At 53.2% G+C, this 20,496-nt stretch carries 20 protein-coding genes; 3 read left to right on the top strand and 17 right to left on the bottom strand.

Going from position 1 to position 20,496, the window contains the following annotated elements:
- Nucleotides 1-4: 4 nt before the first annotated feature.
- The 5 genes from DFK18_RS01350 to DFK18_RS01330 all read right to left on the bottom strand — a co-directional run bounded on the left by DFK18_RS01350 (nucleotide 5) and on the right by DFK18_RS01330 (nucleotide 2,937).
- Nucleotides 5-301, bottom strand: a complete 297-nt coding sequence (locus tag DFK18_RS01350) for a HigA family addiction module antitoxin (RefSeq protein WP_114416399.1) — start codon at nucleotides 299-301, stop codon at nucleotides 5-7.
- Nucleotides 301-579 carry a type II toxin-antitoxin system RelE/ParE family toxin gene (locus tag DFK18_RS01345; protein ID WP_114416398.1) on the bottom strand — a complete coding sequence of 93 codons (279 nt, stop codon included), beginning with the start codon at nucleotides 577-579 and terminating at the stop codon, nucleotides 301-303. Before DFK18_RS01345 ends, DFK18_RS01350 begins: the two co-directional genes overlap by 1 nt.
- Before the next feature lie 46 nt (nucleotides 580-625).
- On the bottom strand, nucleotides 626-1,648 hold the full coding sequence (lpxK, locus tag DFK18_RS01340; RefSeq protein WP_114416397.1) for a tetraacyldisaccharide 4'-kinase: 1,023 nt from the start codon (nucleotides 1,646-1,648) through the stop codon (nucleotides 626-628).
- A 12-nt stretch (nucleotides 1,649-1,660) separates the two neighbouring features.
- The gene (locus DFK18_RS01335; RefSeq protein ID WP_114416396.1) at nucleotides 1,661-2,074 is read right to left on the bottom strand and encodes an ExbD/TolR family protein; all 414 of its coding nucleotides are present in this window, start codon (nucleotides 2,072-2,074) and stop codon (nucleotides 1,661-1,663) included.
- Nucleotides 2,075-2,271: 197 nt separating this feature from the next.
- On the bottom strand, nucleotides 2,272-2,937 hold the full coding sequence (locus DFK18_RS01330) for a MotA/TolQ/ExbB proton channel family protein (RefSeq protein WP_114416395.1): 666 nt from the start codon (nucleotides 2,935-2,937) through the stop codon (nucleotides 2,272-2,274).
- 821 nt (nucleotides 2,938-3,758) lie between these two features.
- Here DFK18_RS01330 and DFK18_RS14780 point away from each other — a divergent pair.
- Entirely contained in the window at nucleotides 3,759-4,205 is a 447-nt protein-coding gene (locus DFK18_RS14780) for an REP-associated tyrosine transposase (RefSeq protein WP_114416393.1), read from the top strand.
- A 291-nt stretch (nucleotides 4,206-4,496) separates the two neighbouring features.
- Here the strand turns inward: DFK18_RS14780 and DFK18_RS01310 are convergent, their stop codons facing one another.
- Nucleotides 4,497-6,773 carry a DNA internalization-related competence protein ComEC/Rec2 gene (locus DFK18_RS01310; RefSeq protein WP_114416391.1) on the bottom strand — a complete coding sequence of 759 codons (2,277 nt, stop codon included), beginning with the start codon at nucleotides 6,771-6,773 and terminating at the stop codon, nucleotides 4,497-4,499.
- Between the two features lie 95 nt (nucleotides 6,774-6,868).
- On the opposite strand from DFK18_RS01310, the gene DFK18_RS01305 reads away from it, so the two are divergent.
- Nucleotides 6,869-7,432, top strand: a complete 564-nt coding sequence (locus DFK18_RS01305; RefSeq protein ID WP_114416390.1) for a DUF2062 domain-containing protein — start codon at nucleotides 6,869-6,871, stop codon at nucleotides 7,430-7,432.
- Nucleotides 7,433-7,460: 28 nt separating this feature from the next.
- Here DFK18_RS01305 and DFK18_RS01300 read toward each other — a convergent pair whose 3' ends face one another.
- Nucleotides 7,461-8,159, bottom strand: coding sequence for an ABC transporter ATP-binding protein (locus tag DFK18_RS01300; RefSeq protein ID WP_114416389.1), 699 nt, complete (start codon nucleotides 8,157-8,159; stop codon nucleotides 7,461-7,463).
- On the bottom strand, nucleotides 8,152-9,393 hold the full coding sequence (locus DFK18_RS01295; protein ID WP_114416388.1) for a lipoprotein-releasing ABC transporter permease subunit: 1,242 nt from the start codon (nucleotides 9,391-9,393) through the stop codon (nucleotides 8,152-8,154). The genes DFK18_RS01300 and DFK18_RS01295 overlap by 8 nt, the downstream gene beginning before the upstream one ends.
- Nucleotides 9,394-9,646: 253 nt before the next feature.
- On the opposite strand from DFK18_RS01295, the gene DFK18_RS01290 reads away from it, so the two are divergent.
- A complete protein-coding gene (locus DFK18_RS01290; RefSeq protein ID WP_114416387.1) occupies nucleotides 9,647-10,528 on the top strand; it encodes a DNA replication terminus site-binding protein in 882 nt (293 codons plus the stop codon).
- A gap of 66 nt (nucleotides 10,529-10,594) precedes the next feature.
- Here the strand turns inward: DFK18_RS01290 and sthA are convergent, their stop codons facing one another.
- The 9 genes from sthA to DFK18_RS01245 all read right to left on the bottom strand — a co-directional run bounded on the left by sthA (nucleotide 10,595) and on the right by DFK18_RS01245 (nucleotide 20,230).
- Nucleotides 10,595-11,989, bottom strand: a complete 1,395-nt coding sequence (gene sthA, locus DFK18_RS01285; RefSeq protein WP_114416386.1) for a Si-specific NAD(P)(+) transhydrogenase — start codon at nucleotides 11,987-11,989, stop codon at nucleotides 10,595-10,597.
- A 99-nt stretch (nucleotides 11,990-12,088) separates the two neighbouring features.
- Nucleotides 12,089-12,331 (bottom strand): (Na+)-NQR maturation NqrM, encoded by a 243-nt coding sequence (gene nqrM, locus DFK18_RS01280; RefSeq protein ID WP_114416385.1) that lies wholly within the window; start codon nucleotides 12,329-12,331, stop codon nucleotides 12,089-12,091.
- Nucleotides 12,332-12,418: 87 nt separating this feature from the next.
- Nucleotides 12,419-13,654 carry an NADH:ubiquinone reductase (Na(+)-transporting) subunit F gene (gene nqrF, locus DFK18_RS01275; protein ID WP_114416384.1) on the bottom strand — a complete coding sequence of 412 codons (1,236 nt, stop codon included), beginning with the start codon at nucleotides 13,652-13,654 and terminating at the stop codon, nucleotides 12,419-12,421.
- Nucleotides 13,655-13,689: 35 nt separating this feature from the next.
- Nucleotides 13,690-14,310: an NADH:ubiquinone reductase (Na(+)-transporting) subunit E gene (nqrE, locus tag DFK18_RS01270; RefSeq protein WP_114416383.1), complete on the bottom strand. Its 621-nt coding sequence runs from the start codon at nucleotides 14,308-14,310 to the stop codon at nucleotides 13,690-13,692.
- A gap of 3 nt (nucleotides 14,311-14,313) precedes the next feature.
- On the bottom strand, nucleotides 14,314-14,979 hold the full coding sequence (locus DFK18_RS01265) for an NADH:ubiquinone reductase (Na(+)-transporting) subunit D (RefSeq protein WP_114416382.1): 666 nt from the start codon (nucleotides 14,977-14,979) through the stop codon (nucleotides 14,314-14,316).
- A gap of 2 nt (nucleotides 14,980-14,981) precedes the next feature.
- On the bottom strand, nucleotides 14,982-15,746 hold the full coding sequence (locus tag DFK18_RS01260) for a Na(+)-translocating NADH-quinone reductase subunit C (protein WP_114416381.1): 765 nt from the start codon (nucleotides 15,744-15,746) through the stop codon (nucleotides 14,982-14,984).
- Nucleotides 15,739-16,944, bottom strand: a complete 1,206-nt coding sequence (locus DFK18_RS01255) for an NADH:ubiquinone reductase (Na(+)-transporting) subunit B (RefSeq protein WP_114416380.1) — start codon at nucleotides 16,942-16,944, stop codon at nucleotides 15,739-15,741. Before DFK18_RS01255 ends, DFK18_RS01260 begins: the two co-directional genes overlap by 8 nt.
- A 4-nt stretch (nucleotides 16,945-16,948) precedes the next feature.
- Nucleotides 16,949-18,310 carry a Na(+)-translocating NADH-quinone reductase subunit A gene (locus DFK18_RS01250; RefSeq protein ID WP_114416379.1) on the bottom strand — a complete coding sequence of 454 codons (1,362 nt, stop codon included), beginning with the start codon at nucleotides 18,308-18,310 and terminating at the stop codon, nucleotides 16,949-16,951.
- A 465-nt stretch (nucleotides 18,311-18,775) separates the two neighbouring features.
- Nucleotides 18,776-20,230, bottom strand: coding sequence for a glyceraldehyde-3-phosphate dehydrogenase (locus DFK18_RS01245; protein ID WP_114416378.1), 1,455 nt, complete (start codon nucleotides 20,228-20,230; stop codon nucleotides 18,776-18,778).
- Nucleotides 20,231-20,496: the final 266 nt, after the last annotated feature.

The following is a 20,496-nucleotide window of genomic DNA, read 5'->3' as shown; positions in this document are numbered from 1 at the left end:
GGTTTTATGCTGTTTGAAGGTTGTAGGGTGAAACACCCAAGTGGTCTTGTTGCTGACGCGCTTGCCAAAGATCATAAGCACTCTGCAGCCTTAGCCAATGATCCGCCGAGGGTTTACCAAAAACCAGCTCAAGGCGCACAGCCATTTCAGGCGTTATCGAGCCTCGGGTATTGAGTATTTTCGATAGCGTTTTGCGGCTAATACCCAGATGCTCAGCAACATCAGTCACTGTCAATTCCATTGCTTCGATAACCAATTCTTTCAGGATTTCTCCAGGATGTGCTGGATTAAACATTGCCATCAGTGATAATCCTCATAATTGACAACTTCTACATTCACTCCGTTGAACCTGTAGGTCACTCGCCAATTGCCCCTTACCCGGACCGACCAGCAACCTTTTCGCTTTCCCTTCAAGGCATGCATCAATAAACCTGGCAAGTCCATATCATCTGGTTTTTCAGCCTGATCCAGATTAGTAAGAATAAGACGAAGCTTCTTTTCGTGTTTTTTCTGATTCCCTGAAGTATTGCCAGTTTGATAGAACTTTTGCAGCCCTTTGTGTAGAAAGCTCTTGATCATGGAAGTTATTGTAACCCTTGAGGTTCCATCCTGCCAGTTTTAATTCTTAACAGGCTGCTACCTGGCGGCTTAATTGCTCTAAAAAAGCTTCAGGAAGATGAGCTTCCACTTCCACCACCCAGTGACGCTCCGTCAGCCAGGGCCCCAGTTTGACGGCATCCTTGGCGGTCATGACGATCGGTTGATCACCGGGCAAGGCCAGGGTTTGCTCATTCATGCTGGCATGGTCTTTCTGCGGGTGGGGAAGCACTTGCAAACCCAGGGCTGCTAGTTGATCAAAAAAACGCTGCGGATGCCCGATTCCCGCCAGAGCATGAATCTCCTGCCCTGCTTCAAAAGGGCACTCACTTTGCCAAAGCCCATCACCCCGGCGCCAGCCGATTCGCTCCAGCCGGTATGAAAAAAATCGTTCGGCCAAAATAGCATCCTGATCAGGAAATTCTGGTAATTTTTGCTGCAACTCCCCCTGACACAGCAACCAATCCACCTGCCCCAGACGTTCAGGCGGCTCACGCAAGGGACCCACAGGTAAACAATGACCATTGCCCAGGCCACGCTGACCATCAATTACCAGTATTTCAATATCCCTTTCCAGGGCCAGGTGCTGAAGCCCGTCATCGGCAATAATCAGATCACAGCCTTCTTCCAGCAGCAGTTCGGCTGCTCGGGGGCGACGCGGATCGATGGCCACCGGCAGACCCGTCTGGCGGGCCAGCATCAGGGGTTCATCGCCAGCCTCCTTGACGGAGCTGTCACTCTCAACGCGAAAAGGATAACGGCGTGTTTTGCTGCCATAGCCACGACTAACGATACCTGGCTGATACCCCTTGCGACGGAAAAAGCGTGCCAGGGCGGCAACGACAGGTGATTTACCACTTCCCCCCACGCTCAGGTTGCCGACAATAATGACCGGCACCCTCAGGCGGGTCGTTTTCTTGGTCCCCTTGGCGTAGGCTTCTTTACGCTGACTCACCTGCTTGCAATAAAACCCCTCCAGACTACTCAGGTATTTCAGAGGACCGGGGCTGGGGGCGTACCAATGGCTTTCAATCCACTTTTGCAATTGCATCGCTTGTAATCCTTATTCCTCAGGCCGGGTGGCTATACGCAAACGCTGAATGCCTAATAAACGGGCCGTATCCAGCACCTGAACCAGCTGCTGGTGAGTGGTGTCTTCCTCTGCACGAATCAGTAATGCCGGCTCCGGGTTTTCTTCCAGGCGTTGTTGCAGTGCCTGGATCAAGGCATCCTGATCCGCAATTTCCTGATCATCCAGCTGCATGCCTCCCCCGGCAAAGAGAGCCAGGCGAAAAACCGGCCGCGGGTCGGTTGCTTCAACCGGATTGGCTGTCGTGGACTCGGGCAATTGCAGGTTGAGTTGCTGATCGGGAAATTGAGTGGTGATCATAAAAAAAATCAGCAGCAAAAAGACCACGTCAATCAGCGGCGTGATATTGACCTGAACGGGTTCGGTAATCTGGCGGCGGAATTGCATAAAAAGCCTCTGTTCGCTATTACGCTTTGCGATACTGCGTTGAAATCAATCTCAAAATACTCATTTACTTAATGTAAACTCCGTTTTTTCGCTTAATTTCGCTGGCGACCTACAGGGAAGTAGGAAGAGCAGAAGTTAATCGGGAATTAAATCTGTGCTCACAGGCGCTCATCACACGAACAGAAGCATTTTACTGCTCAATCCCAGGCGGTGGTGTTGGTTTCTGTACTGGGGGCTTTAAGATCGGCATCGCCATGCAGGTGCAAACTGGCCGGATGATCAGGAGTCAGGGCATCAAGCAGCTGCTGGGAGGCTTCTTCCAGCTCGACCACCAGATCACTGACCCGGCGCAGGAGAAAACGGTGCATGACCAGTGCAGGAATAGCAATCGTCAAGCCAGCAGCCGTGGTAATCAGGGCCTTGGAAATTCCACCCGCCAGTTGCTGGGCATTCCCGGCTGACAAGTCCAGTTGCTGGAAGACATCAATCATCCCCAAAACAGTACCCAGCAACCCCAACAGGGGAGTAATCGCTGCCACCGACCCCAGCGGGCTCAAGTATTTTTCCAACAGGTGGACTTCATGGGAGCCAGCCGTTTGCAAGGCTTCGCGAATGCGGCTTTCGCCCTGCCCTTGACGGGCCAAACCGGCAGCCAGGACCCGGCCCAACGGAGAGCTGAGTCGAAGGCCAGTCAGATCAGTGGAGGACTGCACCTGACCCAGTGCCTTGACCAAAATACCCGGAGGTAGAATGCGTTTTCTCTGCAAGCTCCACAGACGCTCCAGCACGATGGCCACCGCCAGCACTGAACTGGCCACTAACGGCAATAGCACCCAGCCCCCTGCGATCAATAACTCCAGCACTTGATTACTCCTGATTTCAGGTATCCACAACAACTCCATGCAAGAAATCTATTCTACAGACTCCTTTGGAATTAGGGGAATAAAACTTGGCAGGTTTCCAGGTGGCAAAAGGCTGGCCAATCAATGTGGGAGTGCTCTCCGAGCACGAGGGTTTCAGAGGTTGGTTGCCAATTTCTCCCAGCGTGCATGGAATGCACTCCCACTAGACCAGATAATAAATAGGCTGCGAGCAGACAGGAGGCTTGAAGACCTATGTGGGAATGCTCTCCGAGCAGGAGGGTTTCAAGGTTTTGGTTACCAACTCCTCCCTGCGCGCACGGAGTGCGCTCCCACCAAACCGGATAATAAATAGGCTGCGAGCAGACAGGAGACTTGGAGATCAATGTGGGAGTGCTCTCCGAGCACGAGGATTCAGGGTTTAAGTTGCCAACTCCTCCCAGCGCGCACAGAGTGCGCTCCCACCAGACCGGATAATAAATAGGCTGTGAGCAGACAGGAGACTTGGAGATCAATGTGGGAGTGCTCTCCGAGCAGGAGGGTTTCAGGGTTTTGGGTGCCAACTCCTCCCGGCGCGCACGGAGTGAGCTCCCACTAGACCAGACAATAAATCTGGCTGCCAGGAGACAAGAGGCTTGAAGATCAATGTGGGAGTGCTCTCCGAGCACGAGGATTCAGGGTTTTGGTTGCCAACTCCTCCCAGCGCGCACGGAGTGCGCTCCCACGACACAATAAATAAGTAGGTTCCCAGATCAAATCAAAGCTTGCACTTAATCTATTCTGACCTAGATTCAATAAGCGGATACTAAACCAAGGATGATTTTATGCCCGCTTCCCATCGACTGCGTAAAGGCCGAATCTCTGCGCCTAATCAAATATATCTAGTTACCTGCAATACTCACCACAGGAACCCCATCTTTGCGGATTTTAATGCAGCCAGGGCCTTAATGCTGAGCCTGGGCGCCACATCACCCCGGGTGTTCACCTGGTGCTACGTAATCATGCCGGATCATTTTCACTGGTTAATGCAACTCGGTGAGGAGGTTACTTTGAGCAACTCAGTGCGTTTTGTAAAAAGCCAAGCCACGAAAAAACTCGGCAGCCAGCAGCCATTGCTAAAAAGAGTCTGGCAAGAGGGGTTTCATGATCATCAGATCCGACAGGAAGAAGATCTCAAAAATCTGGCCAGATATATTCTAGGCAATCCGCTTAGAGCAGGGTTAGTCAACTCTGTCAGAAATTACAGCTTCTGGGATGCTGCCTGGATTTGAAGGCCTTTTTACAAACCCCATCTATCGCGCACAGAGTGCGCTTCCACCCGACCGGATAATCAATCTGGCTGCAAGGAGACAGGAGACTTGGAGATCAATGCGGGAGTGCTCTCCGAGCACGAGGGTTTCAAGGTTTTGGTTACCAACTCCTCCCAGCGCGCACAGAGTGCGCTCCCACCCGACCGAATAATCAATCTGGCTGCGAGCAGACAGGAGACTTGGAGATCAATGTGGGAGTGCTCTCCGAGCAGGAGGTTTTCGGGGTTATCACTCCAAGTGGGCACGCCCTAGTTATTTGGGTTTGTAGCCCAGCCAATACCAGAGAGGTTGATGCTGGTTTTTGCGGGTGGTGACCTGGATGCCGGTCTGCGGGTGAAATTCAAATGCCAAAGCACCTTCTTCACCTGTGGTGTATTGCCGGGCTCCTAGCTGCCAACCCCGGTCAACCACCTCTGGAGCCGGATGCCCATAGGCATTTTGCCAACCTGCAGTGTGTACGATCTGTCGGGGCTGAGTGGCTTCCAGAAGGGTCTGGCTGGTGGAAGTTCGACTACCATGATGACCACTGACCAGAAGGCTCAAGCGCTTCCCGTCCAGCAATTCGGGCAAGGCCTGGGCAAAGAAGGCTTCCTGCTCTGATGAAGCATCACCCGTCAAAAGCAAGCTATGCTGAGCTCCTCGAATCAAGAGCACGCAAGAGGCTGAATTGTCCGCCCTCCCCTCCACCACCTGGGGCGGCCAGAGTACGAGCAAATCCAGATCGCCCAGATGGGCTTGCTGACCCGCCTGACAAGCCACTTGCTGCAAATCCGGTGGATGGGGCAACCAGGTGGTTTCTACTGGAAATTCTTTTAACAAGTGTGGCCAACCACCAGCATGATCACCGTCATCATGGCTGACCACCAAATACTCTAATGGCTCGCGTGGTTGTAACAGACCTTCCAGTGCCATAACTGCCGGTGCCCAACCCGAGGGATAACCCCTTCCCGTATCATAAAGCAGCTTTTCATCGGTATTTTCAACCAGCACCGAGGTTCCCTGACCGACATCCAGCAGGGTGACCGTCCAGGCCGAAGAGGAAGCTTGGGAGTCATATTCCAGGGGTATAAATGCCAGGACCAAGCCCCAGGGTGCCAATAACCGCCCTGGAAACCCAGGCGGTAATAAAAAAAGTAAACCCAACCAGAGATAAGCCGGACTATAGATTTGCAATCCCGGCCAACTCGCCACTTCTGCCAGACCCAGATGGACCCAGGCAAAGATTTCACTGGTCACAACGGCTGGATAGGTCTGCCCAGCCATAAACACCAACGCCAGACTGATTAGACTGGCTGGCAATAACAGCAACCCCACCAGAGGTACAGCGATCAAATTAACCAATGGGGCCCAGATGCTAAATTCTGCGCCCTGCCAGATAAGCAGCGGAGTGAGTCCCAGAGCGATCACCAGCTGCACTCTGACAAGATTGCGCCAACCCCCGGCGGGTGGCAGACCTTTTAAGGCCATCAACAGCAAGGCAACCGCCCCGAAAGACAACCAGAAACCGCGAGTGAGTACCAACAAGGGGTTGATGATAAGAACAGCCAGCAGAGCCAGACTGAACAGCGTCCAGGGACTCAGCTGTCGCCAACCACTCAGCAATAATGCACCCAGGGCCAGCATGATGGCTGAACGCTGAGCGGCCACGCCCCAGCCGGCCAAAAAAGCATAGCTCCAGGCCAGAGTTAACGCCAGGAGCAAGCTAGGCACCCAGGGCCAGTTGAAACGCCGGGCCAGCCAGAGGATCAAGCCTGCCAGCATCCCCAAATGCAAGCCTGACACCACCCAGAGGTGCACCGTGCCGGTGGCTTCCAGTAAATCCCAATCAGAAGCGGTCAAAGCCTGACGCTCACCCAAAGCCAAGGCCAGGAAGAAACCCGCCCCGGTTGGGTTGGGCTCGGCAGCCTGTAGCTGCTCCATAATCTTGGTTCTGACCGCCTCCACTCCACCCGCTTTTTCCAAGCGTTGATTATCAGCCCGTCGCCCGACATAGCCCCTGGCCACCCAGCCTTGGGCCAGCTGATAACCGGAAAAATCTCGAGTATTGAAGTTCTGCAAAGAACGCAGCGGGCGAATTGCGGCTTCTAGTTGCCAAACCTCGCCTCGGGCGGGCAAGGCTGAAGGTGCGTACCAGTTCAGGCGTATCCGGCTGTCTTTTGCCAGAGTACAAGTCTGACCGGATTGACGTTGACAGGTTTCAACCTGCAAAATCACGTAATCCAAGGAAACGGGGGAACTTCTGGCTTCCAGAATCTGTCCAGTGATCAGGGATTGGCCTTTTGCATCCAGGCGGGACGGTGCTTGCTCCAGCTGCCAGGCCAGAAAGATCAATATCCACAAAAAACCAGCCAAGATTCCCAGGGTTAGCCAGTGCTTACGGCGGGCCAGCTGCAGCAAAACAACCGGTGCCACCAGCAAAAGTTCTTCCGGCGGCCAACTGGACAGCAGCAGACAACTTTGTATGCCCAGCAGAAAACCCAGAGCCACTAACCAGTTTCCCGGTAGCTTTTGTAATCTTTTTAAAGGCATCCTTGCACAGCCTGGAAAAAAGTTCTTGTCATTGCTTGGTCAGGACACCAAGTCTAGGCATAATACGCGCACTTCCGAGGGAGAAAGATCAGGAAATGCCTCGCAAATTTATAAAACGCTATCTGCCCAAACCGGAAAAGCTGAGAAAACAGAAATCCCTTGGCTTTTTATCCGAGCATCTGGCAGACCCCAGCCTCTGGACGCTGACGCGTAGAAGTGTCGGTGGTGCTTTTAGCGTCGGCCTTTTTTTTGCGTTTATGCCCATGCCTTTTCAAATGATAGCAGCTGCCCTGGTGGCTATCCTCTTTCGGGTTAATTTGCCGATTTCTGTAGGCATGGTGTGGACCAGCAACCCCCTGACCATGCCGCCTATGCTTTACGGCGCTTATTTACTGGGCAGCTGGTTACTGGGTGCGCCCTTGATGCCGCCAGACAGTGACGGCATGCTGGGTTGGGTCGTCGATCGTTTTGCGGTCATCTGGCAGCCGCTGTTGCTGGGCTGCGTCATCCTGGGCACCCTGGCGGCCATCCTATCTAATATTGCCGTACGCCTCCTCTGGCGTTGGCATGTCTCCCTGCAGTGGAAAAAGCGCCTGGCGATCAAAAAATTGCCGCCACCCCCGGAAAACTCCAACAAGGCTTCCAGCCTGCAGAAATAATCCGAGGTTAGCTAGAACGAGGGAACCTCTAGTCGGTCACAGCCACCAGCTGCCCCTTCTCCAACTTGAGCACTCGCTCCTGCTGTCTGGCCAAACCGGGATCATGAGTGACCACGATAAAAGCTGTGCCGGATTGTTCCGACAGTTCGTGAATCAGGGCGGCCACTTCCTGGCCGGTGGTCTGATCCAGGTTACCCGTGGGTTCATCCAACAACACGCAAGCCGGCTCAGTTACCAGAGCACGAGCCAGAGCAACCCTTTGCCGCTCGCCTCCCGAAAGCTCAGCAGGTTTATGCTGAACCCGCGCCTGCATGCCGACACGTGCCAACAGGGCTGCGGCTTTTTCCTTGGCTTCCTTCATCTTCAGACCGCGAATCAGCAAAGGCATGGCGGTGTTTTCCAGGGCGGTAAATTCAGGCAGCAGATGGTGAAACTGGTAAACAAAACCCAGTTGCTGGTTACGCCATTCACCCCTTTGCTTTTCATTCATATCTGCGTAGTTGCGCCCGGCCAGCATGACCTGGCCGCCCGTGGCTAAATCCAGCCCACCCAGCAGATTCAAAAGGGTGGTCTTGCCCGACCCGGAACTGCCTACGATCGCCAAACGTTCGCCCGGCATCACCTCTAGATGAACCCCTTCCAATACCGTGACCTTTTGAGGGCCTTCGATATAGGTTTTACTCAGATCCTGGCAGGCCAGCACCGGTTTTTGGGATGTATCAGTCATAACGCAGAGCCTCCGCCGGTTGGATTCTGGATGCCCGCCAGGCGGGATAAAGAGTGGAAATCAGGCTTAGGCCCAAGGCCGCCAGGGTAATGAAGCGGACATCATCCCAGCGCAGTTCTGAAGGCAGATAGCTGATAAAGTAAACGTTGGCATCCAGGAACTGAATTCCGAGAAGATTTTCAATCCAAAGCACCAGGTCACTGACATTGAGGGCCAAGAGAATACCCAGACCCACACCGATCAGCGTGCCCACCACACCGATGGTCAAACCCTGCACCATAAAAATACCCAGGATGGTTCTCGGACTGGCCCCCAGGGTTCTTAGGATGGCAATGTCGGCCTGCTTGTCCGTCACCACCATTACCAGGGTAGAGACAATATTAAAAGCTGCCACGGCCACGATAATCAGCAGCAGCAGGCCGATCATGCGCTTTTCCATCTGGATAGCCTGGAAGAGATTGCCCTGGGTCTGAGTCCAGTCCTGTCCCCGATAGGGGTAACCCAGTTGATTGACCAGTTCATAGGTGACGGATCTGGCCTGGAACAAGTCATCCAGCTCCAGGCGCAGGCCTTCGATACTGGAATCCAGGCGCATGAGCTTTTGCATGTCTTCCAGGTGGACATAGGCGAGATTGCTATCCAGTTCTGCACCGACCTTGAAGGTGCCCGCAACGGTAAAGCGCTTGAGGCGAGGGAAAACACCTGCCGGGGTAATCGAGGCCTCGGGCAGCAACAGGGTGACCTGATCACCCGTCCCCACTCTCAAAAAGCGGGCCAAGAGGTCGCCCAGAATAATCTTGAATTCACCCGGCTGCAGATCGTCCAGGGTCAGCTCACCTTGCAGGTGATCATCGACAATGGATACCTGCCCCTCCCACTCGGGAAGAATACCGGCCACCAGAGAACCCCGGTTGTAGCCGCCTTGAAGCAGCATCCCCTGGGCATTGATAAAGGGGGCAACACCCACGACCTGTGGGTGCTCCAACAAATCCTCGGCCACCGACTGCCAATGACTGAAATCCTGGCTGTTTTTGATGGCGGCATGAGGCACCATGCCCAGGATGCGCTGACGCAACTCCCGATCAAAACCATTCATCACCGAAAGCACCAGGATCAAAACGGCAACCCCCAGCGTCATACCAATCATGGACGTGAGCGAAATAAATGAAATAAAGTGATTGCGTCTTTTGGCGCGGGTATAGCGCAAGCCGATTAAAAGCGGTAGAAAAGCCATTGTTGTGTAAAATCCTTATGAAGCCACTAATTAACTACTGCGTATTGTTAATACTGCGTTGAAATTGACCTCAAAATACTCATTTACTGCCTGTAAATTCCGCTTTTTCGGTAAACTTCACTGGCGACCTACATGGATGCAGGAAGTGCTGAAATTCATCAGGAATGAATTCAGCCCTAACCTATACTCGTGACGTTAATTCAGAGGCTTCTGAACGTAAAATCCGTGCCACATTGTAAGGGAAAGCCGTTGCATGAGCACCCACTATCAATTGATTGCTGAACTCGAGCAGAGTTTCAACAACCTGGTTATCAGTCTGCAGCAACTAAAAAAACAGCTGCAGCAAGAACAACCGGCCTGCTGGATGCTGGGAGCCGACAACCCGCAAGCCAGCCAGGAGCGACTGATCAACAGCCTGCTGGATCTCTGGTACCTGGATGGCCAGGATGGTCGGGTGACACGCAGCTACCCTGGCCTGGTCGCGGCTTCTGAAGCCACCTGGGAATTATTAGGGGAAGTCAACCAGGCCAAGGTTGCCTTCTCCCATTGCCTGGATCAACTGCGTAAAAGCTGCCCGGATGAAATCCCTGAAGCCCGTCAACGCCTTGCAGAGCGGCATCAGGCTCTGCATGCCCACCTGAGTGAACAGGGACTGGCCCGCCTGCACCTCAAACAAAGCTGGCGGCAACTGCCGGGTTGCGACCGCCCCTTGGAACAAATCCGCTTCAGCTGGTATTCCAGCGGACGCAGTATTCGCCGCATCAGTCACCAGGAAGCCGAATATCGCCTTTTGCAGATGAATGCTGATGCTGACCACATCCAGATCCAGCTAAAAAAACTGGCTGCCCTGCGCCCTGGCGAACCCCTGGCCCAGGTGCAAAAGCAGGCGCCGCTCATGCGTGCCAATCTCTTTTATGCCGACCAGCGCCCGGGAGAGCCGGAACGCAAGGCCTTTAATATTGCCCTGCCCTTGTTTGTGCTTTCACCTGAGGGCCAGCTTCCGGCCTTTAACCAGCCTTCCCCCCAGCCGCCAGCTCAACGAAGTCGAGCCCAGCGAAGTGATAACCGCCTGGAAGAAGATGCCTTTTTGCCCAGCATTCGCGTCTATCGCTACACCCAGCCCTCAAGCGAATAAAAACAGCTTCTGAAAATAAAAAAGCCTCTGCACCAGGGCAGAGGCTGAACGTAACGAGCGGGTTGATCAGAAAACGCGGTTCAGACCATTGATTGCTGCTACCCGGTAGGCTTCGGCCATGGTCGGGTAGTTGAAGGTGGTGTTGACGAAGTAGTTGAGGGTATTGGCCTCACCTTCCTGCGCCATGACCGCCTGACCGATATGCACGATCTCGGAAGCCTGGTCACCAAAGCAGTGAATACCCAGAATTTCCAGGGTCTCCCGGTGGAAAAGGATCTTCAGCATCCCTGTGGTTTCACCGGTGATCTGGGCACGAGCCAGGGTACGGAAGAAAGCCTGACCCACTTCATAGGGCACCTTGGCTTCAGTCAGTTCGCGCTCGGTTTTACCCAGAGAGCTGATTTCAGGAATGGTATAAATCCCGGTCGGCACATCATCGATAAAGCGGAAAGTCGGCTCTTCCAGGAAGTCTGCTGCTGCTGAACGCCCCTGGTCGTAAGAAGCAGATGCCAAGCTGGGCCAACCAATCACATCCCCTGCTGCATAGATATGCGGAATGGACGTGCGGTAGTGATCATCCACAGACAGTTGACCGCGGTTGTTCACTTCCAGACCAATATTCTCCAGTCCCAGCTCTTCGGTATTACCCGAGCGGCCATTGCACCACATGAAGGCGTCTGCCTTGAGCTTCTTGCCGCTCTTCAGGTTGAGCACAACCCCCTGATCGACCACTTCCACGCTTTCATACTCTTCGTTATGGCGAATCAAAACACCATTATTGCGCAGGTGATAACTCAGGCTGTCGGAAATCTCGTCATCCAGGAAAGACAGAAGGCGCTCGCGGTTATCAATCAGGTCCACCTTAACGCCCAGACCACTGAAGATGGAGGCATACTCGCAACCGATTACACCGGCACCATAAAGGATAATGGAACGAGGTGTGTGTGACAGACTGAGGATGGAATCCGAGCAGTAGATACGAGGGTGATCGAAATTAATATCCTTGGGACGGTAGGGACGTGAACCCGTAGCGATCACAATGCGTTCAGCTTTCAGGAACTCAATGCCATTGTGGTGATCACGCACTTCCACGGTGTTGGGGTCAACAAAACGTGCCGTACCAAAAAACACATCCGTACGGTTACGGGCATAGAAGCCGGTACGCAAGGCCACCTGCTTTTCAATCACCCGGTTGGAACGCTCCAGTACCTTGGGGAAAGAGAAGAAACGCGGCTCACCGATGTCACGAAACATGCGGTTGGTATTAAAGTGGATAATCTGCTTAACAGCATGACGCAAAGCTTTGGAGGGGATGGTTCCTTTATGGGTGCAGTTGCCACCAACCAGCTGCTGCTGCTCAATAACTGCCACCTTCTTACCGTGTTTGGCGGCATTCATTGCGGCACCTTCACCAGCAGGCCCTGTTCCAATTACGATCACATCATAGTTATATACTGCCATTAATCGTTTACCCCTCTCGTCTTTTTATCTCTCGTTTTCTGCAATCATGACCCAGCAGTCATTTCATGGCAATAAGGCTTTCGGTGCAAAAAAGAAGACTTATTTTTTGCTGGCATCATAAGCCAGATCACTGGCATTAGCCTTGCCGCGGCTCAGTTTTTTCTGCTGTTCTGTTTCGCAGATATCCTTGTTACCACCACAGACATCGCATTCTGTTTCCATGCCCAGGGCACTCATACCACCGCAGGAACCGGCAATGGGTTTACGGCCCATGAGGACACCCACCGACATCATCAGAATGATACTGCCAAGTACTACCAGGGTTATTAAAAACATTTGCATGGGGAAAAGCTCCTCGATGAAAAGCAAAAAGGGTTGTCTCTGGTTTGAGACAACCCTTCCGGTCAAGCATTCAATCTTTGCAATGCTTTAGCCACCAAAGTCATCCAGGAGGATATTTTCGGGTTCAACACCCATATCTTCCAGCAATTTGATGACCGAGGCATTCATCATGGGTGGCCCACACATGTAGAACTCACAATCTTCCGGTGCCGGATGATCCTTGAGGTACATATCATAGAGCACGTTATGAATGAAGCCGGTGGGGCCAGTCCAGTTGTCCTCGGGCAGAGGATCGGACAGAGCCAGATGCCATTCAAAGTTTTCGTTTTCTTCAGCCAGCTTGTCGAATTCTTCAACGTAGAAGGCTTCACGCCAGGAGCGAGCACCATACCAGAAGGTAATCTTGCGCTTGCTGTTCAGACGCTTGAGCTGATCGAAGATGTGTGAACGCATGGGTGCCATGCCGGCACCACCGCCAACAAAGACCATCTCGTTGTCGGTTTCCTTGGCAAAGAACTCACCAAAGGGACCCATCACATCAATCTTGTCACCTGGCTTCAGACTGAAGACATAGGAAGACATGATACCGGGAGGTACATCATCCTTGCCGGGAGGTGGTGTAGCAATACGGATATTGAACTTCACCAGACCCCGTTCTTCAGGATAATTGGCCATGGAATAAGCGCGGATCGTCGGCTCGGTTACCTTGGACACATACTTCCAGATATTGAACTTGTCCCAGTCAGGGTGGTATTCAGGCTCAATATCAAAGTCCTTGTAGTGAACTTCATGAGGTGGGCACTCCAGCTGTACATAACCGCCAGCACGGAAATCCACTTCTTCACCTTCAGGCAGCTTGAGTGTCAGCTCCTTGATGAAGGTCGCGACGTTGGGGTTGGAAACCACTTCGCAAGTCCACTTTTTAACGCCGAAGACTTCCTCGTCCACTTCGATTTTCATGTCCTGCTTTACAGGAACCTGACAGGACAGGCGCCAACCGGCTTTCTTTTCACCCATGGTGAAGGCCGATTCTTCCGTTGGCAGGATGGCACCACCGCCCTCAATGACCTTACAGGTACACTGAGCGCAGGAACCACCGCCACCACAAGCGGAGGACAGGAAGATGCCATTAGCAGCCAGGGTGTTGAGCAGCTTGCCCCCGGCGGCGGTCTTGATGGTATGTTCCGGATCACCATTGATCTCGATAGTGACCTCACCGGAACTTACAAGCTTACTGCGCGCAGCCAGGATCACGACGACGAGCGAGAGCACGACCACCGTGAACATGACGACACCCAGCAGGATAATCGTTGAGTCAACCATTTTAATACCCTTTTGTTAACCTGTTCTTGGGCGGCTTACAGCTGTACGCCGGAGAAAGACATAAAGCCCAGCGACATGAGGCCAACCACAATAAAGGTGATGCCCAGACCCTGCAGACCTGCAGGAACATCGCTGTACTTGAGCTTTTCCCGGATACCCGCCAGAGCAACGATCGCCAGAGCCCAGCCCACGCCGGCACCGGAACCGTAGATCACGGATTCACCAAAACCGTAATCGCGCTCCACCATAAACAGGGAAGCCCCGAGGATGGCGCAGTTAACGGTAATCAGTGGCAGGAAAACACCCAGAGCGTTGTAGAGCGCTGGCACATACTTATCCAGGAACATTTCCAGAATCTGTACCAGCGCCGCGATAACGCCGATGTAACTGAGCAGACCCAGGAAAGACAGGTCAATTTCTTCTGCGCCTTCAAGGCCGGTCCAGACCAGAGCCCCTTCGCGCAGCAGGTAGTTATAGATCAGGTTGTTGACCGGCACGGTAATGGCCAGTACGACAACAACGGCAATCCCCAGACCCAGCGCAGCGTCAACCTTCTTGGATACAGCCAGGAAGGTACACATGCCCAGGAAGAAAGCCAGTGCCATGTTCTCGACGAACACAGCTGTAATAAACAGAGACAGATAGTGTTCAAACATGGCTTACAAAACCTCCCGAGGCTTGGTATTGGCTTGGATCTTGAACTCATCATGCTCGACCTGATCCGGCTTCCAGGAACGGATGGCCCAGATCATCAGGCCAATGATGAAGAAGGCCGAAGGTGGCAGCAGCAGCAAACCGTTGGTCACATACCAGCCGCCGTCTTTTGCCAGACTCAGAATCTGGATACCGAACAGACTACCGGCACCAAACAGCTCGCGAATAAAGCCAACCACCAGGAGGACAAAACCATAGCCCAGACCATTACCGATACCATCCAGGAAACTCATGCCAGGGCCATTTTTCATGGCATAGGCTTCAGCACGACCCATAACGATACAGTTGGTAATGATCAGACCGACAAAAACCGACAGCTGACGGCTGATGTCGTAGGCGAAAGCCTTGAGGACCTGATCCACCACAATAACCAGCGAGGCAATGATGGTCATCTGAACGATGATCCGGATACTGCTGGGAATATGGTTACGAATCAGGGATACGAAAAAGTTGGAGAAGGCGGTTACAAAAATAACAGCCAAAGTCATGACCAGCGCAACCTGCATGCTGGTAGTGACCGCCAGTGCAGAACAGACACCCAGCACCTGAAGGGCGATGGGGTTGTTCTTGAAGACGGGTGTCGTCAGAACTGATTTAGGAGAGTCAGCCATAATTATACCCCCTGCCGGAATTTAGCCAGGAAAGAGCCATAACCACGCTCACTGGTCCAGAACTGGAGCAGGTTAGTAACCCCTCTGGAAGTCAGCGTAGCACCTGAAAGGGCATCTACCTCATGTTCCTGGTCAGGACTCTTGGAGAGACCCAGTTGAGGTTCCTGAGAACCCTCGTTGTAAACCTGCTTGCCAGGCCATTGGGCTTTCCAGTTGGGATTATCAACTTCGCCACCCAGACCCGGAGTCTCTGCGTGATCGTGGAAACCCAGACCGGCGATGGTGTTGGCATCACCTTCCAGAGCCAGGAAGCCATGCAGTGTTGACCAGAGACCAGCACCCCGGACGGGCAGGATAATCCGGTCAGGATTATTCACATCACCCACCAGGTAGACAATGCCGTACTGTTCCAGGCGACGAATACCGGCTGGATCATTCTGCAAGGCAGTCGACATGGCCGGATCAGAGGCAGCCTTGACCTGATTGTAGGTATCAGGATTCACGGCATCGGTGAGTTCACCCGTACGCAGATCGACAACACGAACGTTAATCTGGGCGAAGAGCTCTTCAACCTTCTCGCGCGTGACTTCATCCGGCTCAATCAAACCGGCAGCCAGCAGAATGTTGGTACGGCGATCCAGTTCCTGGTTGGCCTGCTGCAGAGGTTTCAGGGATACCGCGGCCCCGGAAACGATCACTGAGCACACCAGACACAGGATAAAGGCAACGATGAAAGTCTTCTTGATAGTGTCATTGCTTTTAGACATTGCGCAGCATCCTCCGCTTGATGTTCGCCTTGACCACGAAATTATCGATCAGCGGGGCGAAGAGGTTGGCAAACAGAATCGCCAGCATGATCCCTTCGGGGAAAGCCGGGTTAATCACACGGATCAGCACGGTCATGATGCCAATCAGGGCACCAAATACCAGCTTGCCCTGGTTGGTCATGGCTGCCGAAACCGGATCGGTGGCCATAAAGATCATACCGAAAGCAAAACCGCCCAGAACCAGGTGCCAGTGCCAGGGCATGGCAAACATGGCGTTGGTTTCCGAACCGACCATATTGAAGAGCGTGGAAGTGGCAATCATACCCAGCATCACGCCGGCAACAATGCGCCAGGAGGCGATACGCGTGAGCAACAAGACCGCACCACCGATAAAGATGGCCAGGGTTGAAGTCTCACCGATAGAACCGGGAATGGTGCCGACGAAGGCATCCCACCAGGAGTACTGCTGCTGCAGAGCGGCCATGCCGTCCTGGAAAGCAGTGGACAGCGCTGTTGCACCGGTATAGCCATCAGCGGCAACCCAGACGGCATCCCCGGAAATTTCCGCCGGATAGGCGAAATACAGGAAAGCACGGCCAGTCAGCGCCGGGTTGAGGAAGTTCTTGCCGGTACCACCGAAGATTTCCTTACCGATGACGACACCAAAGGTAATCCCCAGTGCCACCTGCCACAAAGGAATGTTGGTGGGCAGAATCAGGGCAAAGAGGATGGAAGTTACGAAGAAGCCTTCGTTGACTTCATGGCCACGGCGCATGGCAAAGAGAACTTCCCAGAAGCCACCGACTATGAAGGTCACGGCATAGATGGGAATAAAGTAGGTCGCCCCGTGCACCAGGTTATCCCAGATGCTGTCAGGGTCATAGGCTCCGGCACCCAGCAGTTGCACGAAGCTTTCACGCAGACCACCCAGAGAACCGTAGCCGGCATCAATCGCCATATTGGCCTGATAGCCAGCATTCCACATGCCAAAGAACATGGCCGGGAAGGTGCAGAACCAGACGGTAATCATGATGCGCTTCAGGTCCACACCATCGCGCACGAATGCAGTAGTCTTGGCTACACTCGGGGGAGTGTAGAAAATAGTGTCGACGGCTTCATAGAGCGCATACCAGCTTTCAAACTTTCCACCCTTGTGAAAGTGAGGCTCCATGGCGTCCAAGATTTTGCGAATGCTCATCCTATCAGGCCTCTTTCTCTATCAGCGTCAGGTTGTCACGCAGAATCGGACCGTATTCATACTTGCCCGGGCACACATAGGTGCACAGTGCCAGGTCCTCTTCATCCAGTTCCAAACAACCCAGCTGCATGGCCACTTCAATATCACCAACAATCAGTGAACGCAGCAGTTGCGTGGGCAGAATATCCAGCGGCATTACCTTCTCGTAGTTGCCTACGGGAACCATGGCTCGCTCGGAGCCATTGGTGGAGGTGCTAGGGGCAAAACGGCCACCCAGACCCAGGAAACTGGACAGGTAAATACCCATGACGGAATGACGGTTGCTACCGGGCATACCGGGCGACAACCAACCCAGGAAGTGGCGCTTGCTGCCTTCTTCCAGAACGCTGACCTGATTGTGGTAACGACCCAGGAAAGCCAGGTCATCATCGGCAGCTCGGCCACCAAACACAGAACCGGAAATCACCTGAGTTCCGTTGGGGCTATTAACTTCACCGGAGAGCAAATCGTTCAGGCTGGCACCGATACGGGTACGAACCAGACGAGGCTCCTTGACCAGAGGACCACCCAAGGCAACGACTTTGCTTGGATTGATCTTGCCGGTCAGGAAAAGATGACCAAAACCGATCACATCCTGATAGTTGAGATGCCAAACCTGTTTCTTGGCACTGACTGGATCCAGGAAGTGAATGTGAGTACCCACCAGACCGGCAGGATGAACACCTGCAAATTCGTGCTCCTCGAAAGGACCCTCGGTCAGGCTGGGGATCTCCTTGCCGGCTTCCTTACAGATGAAAACCTTGCCTTCAGTCAGCTTACTGACCACTTTCAGGCCAGCCTGAAAGGCTTCTTTTTCTTCTGCAAGAACAACCGCGGGGTCAGCAGCCAGTGGATGGGTATCCATTGCTGTGACAAAGATTGAGGAAGGCTGGGCATCCAGTGCGGGAACGCGACTGAAAGGACGGGTGCGCAGTGCAGTCCATTGTCCTGATTCCACCAGCTGTTTTTGTACGTCTTCACGGGACAGGCCATCCAGCTGCTGATCGGAATAGGCGGTAAACTCTACAGCCTCCTCCTGGTCATCCAGCTCGATTACCACCGATTGCAGGGCTCTGCGATAACCGCGATTGATCGCTGTCACCTTACCTGCAGCAGGAGCCGTATAACGAACCCCCTCGGTTTTTTTATCCGTAAAAAGGATCTCACCCATTTTCACCTGATCGCCGACTGAAACTGCCATGGTTGGCTTCATGCCAACATAGTCAGGTCCAAGTACAGCGACTGAACGCACTGAATGACCATCAGAGATGGCTTGCTTCGGTGCGCCGGCGATGGGTAGATCAAGGCCTTGCTTGATTTTAATCATAGGTCTCGCCCAATCACCAAGTTGTTGAAAAACAAAAGCTTAAAAGCTACTTCTACATCTAAAAACACTGGCAAGACAGGGATAGAAAAGTAATAAAAAGGGGCCTACCTTGCGCTGAATTCTGTTTTGGAGATAACCCGGCGCCCGCGCGCGTCTTTTTGTCGCAGGAATTCTACCTAATTCACAGGCAAAAGAAAAACCTTCCGCTGGCACTTCAAGCATTTATGGCCAGGCATTATCTCAGCCATAGGCCTTTTTTCAAAGCCTTGTGGAGGGGTCTGCATACAAAGCAGGAACAACCCTGACCAGGGTCAAGGAAGCAGGAGATGGGTTACTCTTACCTCCCTGCATACTGACAACCCGGGGCACTCTCCTTGCGCGGGGTTTAAAAAAGCCCAGCGGGTCAAACCCGCCGGGCCTGGTGGATCATCCATCATTTGCGATGATCAATTATGACTGCAAAGCTTAGCGATCAGCAGGGAAAAACTGGAATTTAACCTTGGAAATCTCCTGCAGAATACGAACCACCTGGCAGCTGTAGCCAAACTCATTGTCATACCAGACGTAGAGAACGGCCTGCTTGCCACTGGCAATGGTTGCCTTGCCATCGACAATACCGGCATGACGGTTGCCGACAAAGTCAGAAGAAACCACTTCAGCCGAATCAACAAAATCGATCTGCTTCTGCATGGGCGAATACAGAGCCGACCAGCTGAGGTACTTGTTCAGGGCTTCAGCATCGGTCTCTTTATCCAGCGTCAGGTTCAGGATCGCCATGGAAACGTTGGGGATAGGTACGCGAATGGCATTACCGGTCAGCTTGCCACCCAGTTCAGGCAGCGCCTTGGCAACCGCCTTGGCCGCACCCGTTTCAGTCAGAACCATATTCATGGCAGCAGAACGGCCACGACGATCACCCTTGTGGAAGTTATCAATCAGGTTCTGGTCATTGGTGTAGGCGTGAACAGTTTCCACGTGACCGCTGACGATGCCAAACTGATCATTTACCGCCTTAAGCACTGGCACGATGGCATTGGTGGTACAGGAAGCCGCCGACAGTATCTTGTCGTCTTCGGTAATATCGCCATCGTTGATGCCGTAAACGATGTTTTTGATATCACCCTTGCCAGGCGCAGTCAGAATGGCGCGGGAAGCACCCTTGCAGGCTACATGCTGACCCAGGCCTTTTTCATCACGCCATACACCCGTGTTGTCGACCACCAGAGCATCCTTGATGCCGTAGGCGGTATAGTCGATTTCTTCAGGCGAATTGGCATAGATAAACTGAATGTAGTTACCGTTAACAATCAGCGCCTTGTTTTCATTATCAACCGTAATCGTACCGTTGAAAGGACCATGAACCGAGTCGCGACGCAGCAGGCTGGCACGCTTTTCCAGATCGCCATCCTTGCCACCACGTACAACAACGGCACGAACGCGCAGCAGGCTGCCACCACCGGATTTTTCTACCAGGATGCGGGCCAGCAGACGACCGATGCGACCAAAACCATAGAGAACGACATCCTGAGGCTCACCACCTTTTTCAGATTCCTTGTACTGACCGATGATCGGTGCCACCTCTTCTTTCAGGAAGGCCTCCATATCACCGCCACCCTGTTTGCGGAACTTGGCAGCCAGCTTGCCGATATCCACGTGGGCAGGACCAGGATTCAGCTTCAGCAGGGTATCCAGCAGCAGATGAGTATCACGTACGTCCAGCTCATCACCTTCAACCTGGCGGACAAAACGATGATCTTTCAGAATGCGGATGACAGAACGATTCACCAGAGCACGACCAAAAATGGAAGTCACTACGTTGTGCTTGCGGTAGAGGGTGCCTACCAGGGGAATCATGCTTTCAGCAAGGGTTTCACGCTCTTGCCAATCGTCGAAATAGCTATCCAGCTTGGTGTCAGTCACGGGCTGCCTCTCAAGATTTTTTAGTTAGTCCAGAGTTTTCGCGCGCTATTATGCTTGCTGAACCCTAGAGAGGCAAATCATCCAGGTAAAACCCCACCCCTACTTTAGGGGAAGCCACGAACCTGTCGCAGCTCTGAAGCAACAGAGGAAGAAACCAGCCCACTCAAAAGACAGGCCCTGCCCCCGAGTCCTTCCATCCACCAGTCAAGCACCGCCTTGGTTCGCGGAAACTGGAGCCAATCTGGCTCAACTGCTAAAATTCCAGC

It is taken from the genome of Marinospirillum perlucidum (assembly GCF_003336805.1).
In the GTDB taxonomy this organism is placed as follows: domain Bacteria; phylum Pseudomonadota; class Gammaproteobacteria; order Pseudomonadales; family Halomonadaceae; genus Marinospirillum; species Marinospirillum perlucidum.
This window is presented reverse-complemented; position numbering and strand designations above follow the sequence as displayed.

What these genes read in the sequence shown, in the direction of transcription:
- DFK18_RS01310 (WP_114416391.1), bottom strand. Translation starts at nt 6,773, where the DNA reads ATGCCTTTAAAAAGATTACAAAAGCTACCGGGAAACTGGTTAGTGGCT.
- DFK18_RS14780 (WP_114416393.1), top strand. Translation starts at nt 3,759, where the DNA reads ATGCCCGCTTCCCATCGACTGCGTAAAGGCCGAATCTCTGCGCCTAAT.
- DFK18_RS01255 (WP_114416380.1), bottom strand. Translation starts at nt 16,944, where the DNA reads ATGAGCATTCGCAAAATCTTGGACGCCATGGAGCCTCACTTTCACAAG.
- DFK18_RS01300 (WP_114416389.1), bottom strand. Translation starts at nt 8,159, where the DNA reads ATGACTGATACATCCCAAAAACCGGTGCTGGCCTGCCAGGATCTGAGT.
- DFK18_RS01350 (WP_114416399.1), bottom strand. Translation starts at nt 301, where the DNA reads ATGGCAATGTTTAATCCAGCACATCCTGGAGAAATCCTGAAAGAATTG.
- DFK18_RS01345 (WP_114416398.1), bottom strand. Translation starts at nt 579, where the DNA reads ATGATCAAGAGCTTTCTACACAAAGGGCTGCAAAAGTTCTATCAAACT.
- sthA (WP_114416386.1), bottom strand. Translation starts at nt 11,989, where the DNA reads ATGGCAGTATATAACTATGATGTGATCGTAATTGGAACAGGGCCTGCT.
- DFK18_RS01265 (WP_114416382.1), bottom strand. Translation starts at nt 14,979, where the DNA reads ATGGCTGACTCTCCTAAATCAGTTCTGACGACACCCGTCTTCAAGAAC.
- nqrE (WP_114416383.1), bottom strand. Translation starts at nt 14,310, where the DNA reads ATGTTTGAACACTATCTGTCTCTGTTTATTACAGCTGTGTTCGTCGAG.
- DFK18_RS01250 (WP_114416379.1), bottom strand. Translation starts at nt 18,310, where the DNA reads ATGATTAAAATCAAGCAAGGCCTTGATCTACCCATCGCCGGCGCACCG.
- lpxK (WP_114416397.1), bottom strand. Translation starts at nt 1,648, where the DNA reads ATGCAATTGCAAAAGTGGATTGAAAGCCATTGGTACGCCCCCAGCCCC.
- DFK18_RS01295 (WP_114416388.1), bottom strand. Translation starts at nt 9,393, where the DNA reads ATGGCTTTTCTACCGCTTTTAATCGGCTTGCGCTATACCCGCGCCAAA.
- DFK18_RS01290 (WP_114416387.1), top strand. Translation starts at nt 9,647, where the DNA reads ATGAGCACCCACTATCAATTGATTGCTGAACTCGAGCAGAGTTTCAAC.
- DFK18_RS01305 (WP_114416390.1), top strand. Translation starts at nt 6,869, where the DNA reads ATGCCTCGCAAATTTATAAAACGCTATCTGCCCAAACCGGAAAAGCTG.
- DFK18_RS01335 (WP_114416396.1), bottom strand. Translation starts at nt 2,074, where the DNA reads ATGCAATTCCGCCGCCAGATTACCGAACCCGTTCAGGTCAATATCACG.
- nqrM (WP_114416385.1), bottom strand. Translation starts at nt 12,331, where the DNA reads ATGCAAATGTTTTTAATAACCCTGGTAGTACTTGGCAGTATCATTCTG.
- nqrF (WP_114416384.1), bottom strand. Translation starts at nt 13,654, where the DNA reads ATGGTTGACTCAACGATTATCCTGCTGGGTGTCGTCATGTTCACGGTG.
- DFK18_RS01260 (WP_114416381.1), bottom strand. Translation starts at nt 15,746, where the DNA reads ATGTCTAAAAGCAATGACACTATCAAGAAGACTTTCATCGTTGCCTTT.